The sequence below is a fragment of the Microcoleus sp. T3_B1 genome (genome assembly GCF_036700445.1).
In the GTDB taxonomy this organism is placed as follows: Bacteria; Cyanobacteriota; Cyanobacteriia; order Cyanobacteriales; family Microcoleaceae; genus Microcoleus.
This window is the reverse complement of the sequence record NZ_JAUBOX010000001.1, coordinates 321,253-330,393: the sequence shown is the minus strand read 5'-3', so window position 1 is coordinate 330,393 and position 9,141 is coordinate 321,253. Positions and strand designations below refer to the sequence as shown.

The window sequence follows — 9,141 nt, the reverse complement described above, 5'->3', positions numbered from 1 at the left end:
TTGAGTGAATTATCTCAGTCTACATCAATTGTCTGCCTTATGGCGGGAAATGTCTAAGAAAAACTCGTCCTGGAGATTACTCCTGGACTGTGCGGGTGAGGTCATCAGTTAGCGACTCACACATAATAAGGTATAAAAAAGCAATGATAGTCCCAACCAAATCAGAAAGCAATACCGAGTTAATTGCAATGCTTGGCAAATTAGCGGCGCTGCGATCGGGTGAACCGACTCGCCTAACAGCGGTTTGTGTTTGAGAACTCCGCGATAGGAATTGGTCCCTCCTAGTTGTACTCCCAAGATGGCGGCGTAAACGCACTCGCTCCAACCGGAATTGGGACTGGCATCTTTAACAGCATCTCTCTGACAAATTTGCCAAATGTAAATCGGTTTGCCAGATATAACGGCTAAAGTAATCACTGTTAGCCGGCAAGGAATCCACGTCAGTACGTCTTCTAGTTTGGCGCTAAACCATCCTAAATCAGTGTATGGCGCTTCTTTGTAGCCGACGGTAGAATCTAATGTGCTGGCTGCTTTGTAAGCGATCGCCAAGGGGACGATCGCACTCGCCCACATCGAGTTAGGATCGATCGGGCGATCGGTAACACTTAATAATAGATGCGGCAGAGCGAACCCAAGTAAGGCATAAAATAGCGGTGCTGTCACGCCATCGACTGCATTCTCTGTTACAGTTTCTAACACGGCTCGCAGAATTTCTGGCTCGGATAAGTTTTCGGTATCCCGGCCGACGTAAAGGCTCAACCTTTCTCGCGCCTTGACTAAATCTCCAACATTTAAAGGTGCTAGCACATCCTCTGCTGCGGCCCTCAAACTGCGACCTGCAAAACAGCTTGCGAGCAAAATGGTCTGTATGGCAATACCTAAAAGAGGATGTACCCAACTAGCAGCTTGGACGATCGACCAACTGACAGTATAACTGCCTACAATCAGTCCGATCGCTAGTATTGTACCAGCACCTCGTAGCAACAGTTGGTGCCGAGATCCAGCGGGACTAGCACCTGCTTCAGGCATTTTACCTGCGGGATTATTCCATATATTAAAGACAAATCGAGTATAGCGGTCGATCGCCCAACCCATCGCCTGCACGGGATGCGGCCAACCCCAAGGATCGCCGATCGAATAATCCAACACCGCAGCTAAAATCAAAACAGGAAATTCATCCGGCATCATTATATATTGTGTCAAACTTGATAGTCCGGCCGAGCAGGAGCGATCGCAATGGTAGCGCAGGTTTTAACTACTGCTACCCTTGCGGAGGCAAGATTTTTGAGCTGCAATTTTAACGGCTGAGATTACTTTCGTCGCGGAGCAAGTGTACGTTCTGCTCCCAATTAACACCGTCAAAGGGTAGGATCTGAAAGTGTTCGATGGCATAGTCGTCAAGACAGCGGACGTTGACATCGAAATGATCGGGATGCGATCGGGGGCGATAGAACGAGTGAATGCCGCAAATTCGGCAGAAAGTATGTTGAGCAGTTCCTGTATTAAATGTATAGGTGGTCAAAACATCTTCGCCACTGAGCAAGGTAAAACGTTCCGGCGGCACAATGAGGTGCAAAAATCCCTTCTTTTTACAGATAGAGCAGTTGCAATCAGATGCTTCGTGTTTGTCAACGGCGACACGGAAGCGGACAGCACCGCAGTGACAGCCGCCAAAGTAGGTAACAAGTGTTGCGTCCATGTGTGCTTGCTGGCGATCGAATGAATGAACTTACCATTTAAATGATAAAGCTAGTTTCTTCCCCAAGAGCGGCTTGCCAACTGCGGACATCATAGTATAAGTCTTCGAGGGAAATACTGTACAGCGCTTCGGCAAGTTTTTTGTGCAATCGGTTCCACAAACTGAATGTTACCCAGTCCTCTGCTTGTGTCGCGTCGGGAAAATGTCGAGGTAAAGGTTCAATAGTTTCACCTACAGCCTCTAAGATTTGTCCTAAAGAGATTTGAGCGGGCTGGCGGGCCAATTGATATCCTCCTTGGGCACCCCGAACAGATTGGACTAAACCGGCTCGTCGCATTTCAATCAGCAATTTTTCTAGATACGGAGCAGGTAACTCCTGTCGCTTCGCTATCGATTTCACCGATGTCGGGCCAAAGCGAGGTTGCAAACTTAGATCCAGTAATGCTTTGACACTGTAGTGTCCGCGTGTGGTTAACTTCATGGGATTTTAAGAGCGGGGCAAATATTCAGCTAGCTGATAGCTGATAGCTTATGCTACCGAGTTTAGAGATTGCTCGCACCGGTTGCAGCTACTCCTCAAGAAAGACTGCAGGTTGTTAAAAATATTTAGATAATAGTGGTTAACAATTGAGCCGATCGGTGTAATATAGTTTTACGACCAGCTATAAAGCTAAAGTTTCTTGGTCAAACCAAAAACCAACCGAGAAAAAATCCGTACACCAGTTGAATATTTCAGGACTCAGTAAATGGCTAAAAAGAAAAATATCGAACCCCTTGAAGGCGAAGATCTGATCAAAAAGGTCAAAGACCTAGAGAACCTTACCAAGGAAGAAAAAGCTAGAGCCTGTGGCTACTACACCGTTACCAAGAACGGCGTAGAACGGGTTAACATGATGAAATTCCTGAATGCGCTGATTGATGCAGAAGGCATTCAGCTAGACGGGAAGCAAAACGGCAATGGACGCGGCGGACGCTCTGCCAGCTATCGGATTAGCGTTCAATCTAACGGCAACTTACTGATTGGAGCGGCCTACACCAAACAGATGGAACTCCAGCCAGGAGATGAATTTGAAATCTCTCTGGGACGCAAGCACATTCACCTGCGCCAAATCGATCGAGAAGAAGAAGTAGCCTAGGCCTTTACCACTTGCTTTGACTTCTTGCTTGAACTGGTTGGTTTGACTTCAAGCATTGACTGCAAGCAGAGAATTGGCTCTGAAATCTTTCTGTGAGCCTAAAACACTATGGCTTCTATAGATGGCAATGGCTCGACAAAAGCCACTGCCACTACTTTATATTTTCCGAGAATACCTATTCTCGACCCCTCGCTATATCCGTTTGGACAAGCGGGGGATCTTCCGCGTAGCAGTTAAAGAGAAGTTCGGCAACGGATTGTGTACCGGATGTAACGGATGTAACGGATGGATGTTCGGCAGCCAATAGTGTACGGGATTTAACGGATGTAATTGATGAACCGAAGAGGTTTGAAGGAAGAATTAGGTTTGGTTGAGCTAGGAAACTCACCAAAGCAAGAAAATGGCGGAGGTATTCTGGGCCAAGAGTGCGTAATACGAGTTTAAAAAAAAGAATGCAACTGTCGGCAAACTCCAAAGCACGAGCTTCCTCATCCATCCCCAATTATTTAATCTAAAATCTAAAATCTAAAATCTAAAATGGTATAAGTCTCGTGCTTGCTCCTGATTTGTGTCTGGGTGGGAGGGGTTTTGATGGCAAGGAAACACCTCGATCGCCCCTAAGTGAAATTACAGGCTGGAACAGTTAAAGTGTTAGGGAGCAATTAGTCATCAGCCTATGCCGTTGCCCCGATTCGCGAGCAAAACTTCTCAACACCAAACAAAAATCTCCCTGCGTCGCCTTCTAGTGGCCTCTTTTGTGCTGCAAATCGTCGCAGCAGTTGCGATTGTCGGGTATCTGTCCTTTCGCAACGGAGAAAGAGCAGTCGAAGAGCTCGCCGAGAAATTGATCGCGGAGACGGGAAAGAGAGTGGAAGAAAAGCTGATTTCTTTTCTCGAACCTACCCAGTGGGTAAATAAACTTAACGCTGAAGCGATCGAGCGCGGTGAATTAAACTTACAGTTAGAAAAGCCGCAGCCTCGGGGAGAGAAGTTCCTCTGGCAACAAATGCGATCTTTTAAAACCATTCAATGGATATCCTTCGGTGCTGAAAAATCAGGGGAATATCTCGGAATTTGGCGCAACCCCACGGATAACAGCTTGCAAATTGTCGCGGCGAACAAGTCTACCAACTTTCACAGCATTTACTACGCTACCGACGGCAACGGCACTCGCACCGATAAATTAAAGGCAGAACCCGGAATCTACGATGCCCGTCTCCGCCCCTGGTACAAAGAAGCTGTCGCAGCTAATAAACCGATTTGGACGAGCATTTATCCGGGTTTTACTCCTGGGACTGTTTTTATTGCTGCTAGCCAACCAATTCGCGATCGAAATGGTAAATTGCTGGGAGTTAGTGCCGTAGACTTTTCGCTCTCGGATCTTCAGCAATATCTCCATCGCATCAAGCTTAGCAAAACGGGACAAATTTTCGCGATCGAACGATCGGGCTTGCTGGTTGCCAGTTCAAGTCAAGAATCACCCTTTAGAAAGATGTCGGGAAAGCAGCAACTGCAGCGGCTGAATGTTTTAGACAGCCAAACTCCTGTCATTCGCACCGCAGCCGAGTATTTGTACGAACACTTCGGGGGCTTTGGCGACATTAAGCAGCGGCAGCAACTGCAATTTAGCCGAGACGGGCAGGCATATTTTGTGGAAGTGCTGCCGTTTTCTGATGTTTACGGTTTGAACTGGCTGATTGCGATCGCAGTTCCCGAATCCGATTTCATGGGGCAAATTAACAAAAATACGCGCACTACAATTTTACTTTGTTGGGGGGCGCTGCTGCTATCGACAATTGCTGGAGTGCTGACAGCGAGGTGGGTAACGCTGCCGCTGCTGCGGCTCAATGAAGCAGCTAAAGATATTGCCGCCAGAAAGTTCGATCGCGCTGTTGCTGTCAGCAGGCTTGATGAAGTTGGGGAATTAGCGCAGTCTTTCAATGAGATGGCAGATCAACTGAAACAGTCTTTTCAAGCTTTGGCAGAAAGTGAAGAAAAATTTGCCCAACTGGTAGAAAATTTGCCCGTTGGAGTCTCGACGATCAATCCGGGCGGCGCAGTTATTTTCATGAATTCGGCTGGAGAGCAAATATTAGGCAGGGGAGAAATGCCCGATGCCACCGCAGCAGAGCTACCACAAGCTTATCAAATTTATATAGCAGGCACTAATCAACTTTACCCGGTCGAGCAAATGCCGTTTGTGCGGGCGTTGAGTGGCTTGGAGGTGATTGCTGAAGATATGGATATTCGCCGAGACGGAAAAAATATTCGTTTGGAAGTGCGAGCGCTGCCGGTGTTTGATGGTGCGGGGAATATCCTTTATGTTATTACTGTTTTTAAAGATATTACGGCTCGCAAACACGCAGAGCAAATATTGGCTGACTACAACCGTACCCTCGAAATTGAAGTAGTCGATCGCACGAGGGAGCTAGCCTCGATCAATGCCCGCTTGCAGCTCGAAATTGAGGAGCGCCAGCAAGCTGAAAAAATTATCCGTCAAGAGCGCGACTTTAATTTAAAGATTATCGAAAATTCTCCGATTTTTTTTGTGGCGATCGACTCTGAGGGTAAAATCCTGCTGGCGAATAACAGTATGCTGGAAGCGGTGGGCTATACTGCCACAGAAGTTGCAGGCAAAGATTACTTAGCTACATTTGTACCCCCAAGCGATCGAGCCGGATTACATTCAATTTTTACGGGCGTAACAGCGCGGGAGCAAACGGTTAACGAACATCGCATTCTCACTTCGGACGATCGGACTTTGTTAGTCGAGTGGCACGGCACACCGGTGCTAGACGAAGGTGGCCGCCTGGATTTCTTGTTTGGATTTGGGATTGATATTGGCGATCGCAAACAAGCAGAATTAGCCTTGCAAAAAAGCGAAGCTCTGTTTCACAAATTAGCGAACACTGTTCCCGGAGAACTTTACATCTTCGTGCAGCATCCCGACGGCTCAGTCAAGATGGAATATATCAGTCCTCTGTGCCGAGAAATTCAAGAATTAGAGCCGGAGGAAATCCAGAACAACTCTGCTTTACTCTACGAACAAATGCACCCGGACGATCGATCCAGTCACTTCGAGGCAATTGTCAAAAGTGCCACTGATCTAGAACTATTTTCCCACGAGTGGCGGATTGTGACAGCATCGGGAAAACTCAAATGGCTGCAAGGTTATTCTCGACCAGAATTGCGCGAAAATGGAGATATTGTCTGGCACGGCATAATTATTGATACGAGCGATCGCAAACAAGCAGAACAAGAACTCCAACAAGCCAAAGAAGCCGCAGAAGCTGCCAACAAAACTAAAAGCCTCTTTCTCGCCAACATGAGCCACGAATTGCGAACCCCCCTCAACGCCATTCTCGGCTTCGCTCAATTAATGGAACCCAGCGCTAATTTAACTTTGGCGGAAAAAGAAAATATCCAAATTATTCGCCGCAGCGGAGAACACCTGCTCCAACTGATCAATCAAGTCTTAGACTTATCTAAAATTGAAGCTGGGCGCATGACACTCAACCCCAAAATCTTTGACTTGTACCGCTTGCTGGGGGACGTGCAGAATATGTTTCAAATTGCGGCGAAAAATAAAGGATTGCAAGTAATTATTGACTGCTCTTCCGATGTCCCCCAATACGTGCAAAGTGATGAGGTTAAGTTGCGACAAGTGTTGATTAATCTCTTAGATAATGCGGTTAAATTTACCCCCAAAAATGGTTCAGTTTCAGTCACAGTTGGGCAAAATAAATTCCGAATAATTAACCCTACAAAAAACGATTTTTTAAATGTTGCTGAACATCAAGAAATAGTTTTTATTGGGTTTGAAATAGCCGATACAGGAGTTGGCATTTTGCCGGAACAATTAGAAAGCATATTTGAATTATTGGTGCAAACTTCATCAGAAAAAAAAGTTCAAACAGGTACGGGTTTAGGATTAAACATCAGCCGCGAGTTCATAAGATTAATGGGGGGCGACATTACTGTCGAGAGCGAAGTGGGACACGGCACAGTCTTCAAATTTGACATTCAAGTTGTTAGCGCAGCGGGTGCTGGTGAAGCGATCAATAAATATGTTCAAGTCAATGATTTATCGCCGATTTCAAGTATGGTACAAGAAAAAATATCTGATAGTGCTGCAATATTTACGCTGGACTCCAAGCCGAAAGTTTCCTCAGAATGGACGAGCAATCTAAAACAGGCCGTCCGTGAGGCTGACTTCGACTTGATTGCCAGAAGTATTGAGGAAATCGGTATCGATAATGATGTTTTTGCGGAAGTTCTGATGAATCATCTATATAATTTTGATTATCAAAAAATACTAGATTTGATTGCTGAAATTGAGCTGTAGGTTGCGCCGAAGATTAACTTATACAGCCTTTCTCAGTAACAGTGCGGTACGGTTGAGAATTGTCAGGTAATCAGTAGACAAGAGTGCCTAAATTTTTGATGAATAGACAAACCAAACCGCAGATTAAGGCAGATGAACACAGATTAACGCAGATCATTTCTATATCTGCGGGCTATTGGCAATAGATATGGAATTGCTCGCCCGCGTACCTCACGAAAGTTTAGAAAGGCTATATAATAATTATTATTGTTGATTTGCAGGTAATAATTTAGGAATGAGAATTAAATAACTTCCACTCTTGAAAGTGGGATGGGCGTCCCGCCCGTCCAAAAAAGACGGGCGGGACGCCCATCCCACAATAACAATTAAATTTGTAAGTTATTTAATTCGCGATCCTTAGTCAGTCCTGGACTCAAGAACATACCTCAAAAAATATTTAAATATTGTGACAGTTTCGTCCCGGACTATTTGTGTTGGACTTAACTTTTTTGAAGCTAGAGTTAACCCCCCCGATCGCGCTTTTGATAAGGGGCAATCGAGGGGGTTAACTATTATTTGTCAAGTATCTGAGGATATCAAGCAGGGTTCGCTTCGGCTCGTTTTTGTAGCAGGCGGGCAATTTCAGCTTTTTCTACAAGTCCGACGAGGACACCGTTTTCGCGAATGACGGGGAGTTCTTGTACTTTGAGTTGTTCCAGAAGGGTGACGACTTCGAGGAGGGATAATTCCGGTTTGACGGTGGTGGAAAATTCGATCGGCTTCAGGAGTTCTTTCACTAAAACTTCGGGCCAGCGTCCAGTAGGAATGGTTTTGAGGTCGTCAAGGTCGATCGCCCCTACCAATTGTCCGGCATCATCTGTTGCCAGGAACCGGCGCCAGGTATGGGCGCTACCGATAACGTAGTTGTTGGCAAATTCTCTGAGGGACAAGTCTTGGGAGACGATCGGACTTTCGGGGGTAACAGCATCTGCGGCGGTCAAACCTGCTAGTTTATTTTGGACTGTGGCATATTGGGCAGATTGACCGGCATTTTGCAGTAAGAACCAACCGATTACTAGATTCCAAATATTGCCAAAGATGCCTGTAGCAATGGCAATCCAACCAATTATTTGACCGACGCGGCTAGCAAAAATTACACCTTTGTAAGGGTTGCCAGTAATTTTCCAGACGATCGCTTTGAGGATGTTGCCGCCGTCGAGGGGCAAACCGGGGATTAAGTTAAATAAGGCTAAAACTAAGTTGATGTAAGCTAAAAGTCCGACGATGGCGGCTGCGGGGCCTGTGAGACCAGCACCGATGCCTATGGCTGTTAACAAACCGGATAGAAATAAGCTAACCAACGGGCCTGCAATTGCTACCCAAAATGCTTCGGCTGGGGTTTTGGATTCTCTTTCTAAATTAGCCAGTCCGCCAAACAGAAATAGCGAAATCGATTTCACGCCAATTCCCTGTTTAATGGCTACCCAACTGTGTCCTAATTCGTGGGCTAAGACGGAAGCAAATAACAGTAACGCTGTGAATAATCCCAGCATCCAGGGCGCTACGGGGCCTAATGTGGGAAACAGGGCAGCTAATGCGCCGCCGTACTGCCAGGTTACTAAACCCAGAACTAAAAACCAAGATGCGTTGACAAAGAAGGGAATCCCAAACAGGTTGCCGACGCGAAATGTACCGTTCATAATGGCTAACTCTGATTTTACGAATGAGAGGTTTTTCTCTCTGTCTCCTTATCGTAACGAAACGTAACGGCGATGTTAATGTTTCAATTAGGGTGTTATCCGTCTGTGGAGGTTCGGTTTGCTGAATAATTACCGCCGACTGCGGTTTGGCCCGCTAGGGGTTAAAAATCCTTATCTCAAAACGGAAGTTCTTGCTATGAGGCTTGAGGAGGATATCTGTTTTAGTTTTCTGTTTTAATTTTCAGCCGGTTTTAACTCAAATCTTGCACCTCTGTCATGAAC

The 9,141-nt window shown here is 46.1% G+C and carries 6 protein-coding genes; 2 read left to right on the top strand and 4 right to left on the bottom strand.

Annotation, left to right across the window (positions count from 1 at the left end; translation table 11 throughout):
* Positions 1 to 108: 108 nt before the first annotated feature.
* The 3 genes from cbiB to QT990_RS01375 all read right to left on the bottom strand — a co-directional run bounded on the left by cbiB (position 109) and on the right by QT990_RS01375 (position 2,180).
* Positions 109 to 1,188: an adenosylcobinamide-phosphate synthase CbiB gene (gene cbiB, locus QT990_RS01385; protein ID WP_333148093.1), complete on the bottom strand. Its 1,080-nt coding sequence runs from the start codon at positions 1,186 to 1,188 to the stop codon at positions 109 to 111.
* A 109-nt stretch (positions 1,189 to 1,297) separates the two neighbouring features.
* Positions 1,298 to 1,699: a GFA family protein gene (locus QT990_RS01380; protein WP_333148091.1), complete on the bottom strand. Its 402-nt coding sequence runs from the start codon at positions 1,697 to 1,699 to the stop codon at positions 1,298 to 1,300.
* A gap of 37 nt (positions 1,700 to 1,736) precedes the next feature.
* Positions 1,737 to 2,180 (bottom strand): Rrf2 family transcriptional regulator, encoded by a 444-nt coding sequence (locus QT990_RS01375; protein WP_190656033.1) that lies wholly within the window; start codon positions 2,178 to 2,180, stop codon positions 1,737 to 1,739.
* 265 nt (positions 2,181 to 2,445) lie between these two features.
* On the opposite strand from QT990_RS01375, the gene QT990_RS01370 reads away from it, so the two are divergent.
* Positions 2,446 to 2,835 carry an AbrB family transcriptional regulator gene (locus QT990_RS01370; protein WP_333060228.1) on the top strand — a complete coding sequence of 130 codons (390 nt, stop codon included), beginning with the start codon at positions 2,446 to 2,448 and terminating at the stop codon, positions 2,833 to 2,835.
* Between the two features lie 676 nt (positions 2,836 to 3,511).
* Complete coding sequence (locus QT990_RS01365) at positions 3,512 to 7,180, top strand: PAS domain S-box protein (protein ID WP_333148088.1); 3,669 nt, start codon at positions 3,512 to 3,514, stop codon at positions 7,178 to 7,180.
* Between the two features lie 575 nt (positions 7,181 to 7,755).
* Here QT990_RS01365 and QT990_RS01360 read toward each other — a convergent pair.
* Positions 7,756 to 8,859, bottom strand: coding sequence for a site-2 protease family protein (locus tag QT990_RS01360; RefSeq protein WP_333143621.1), 1,104 nt, complete (start codon positions 8,857 to 8,859; stop codon positions 7,756 to 7,758).
* Between the last annotated feature and the right edge of the window lie 282 nt (positions 8,860 to 9,141).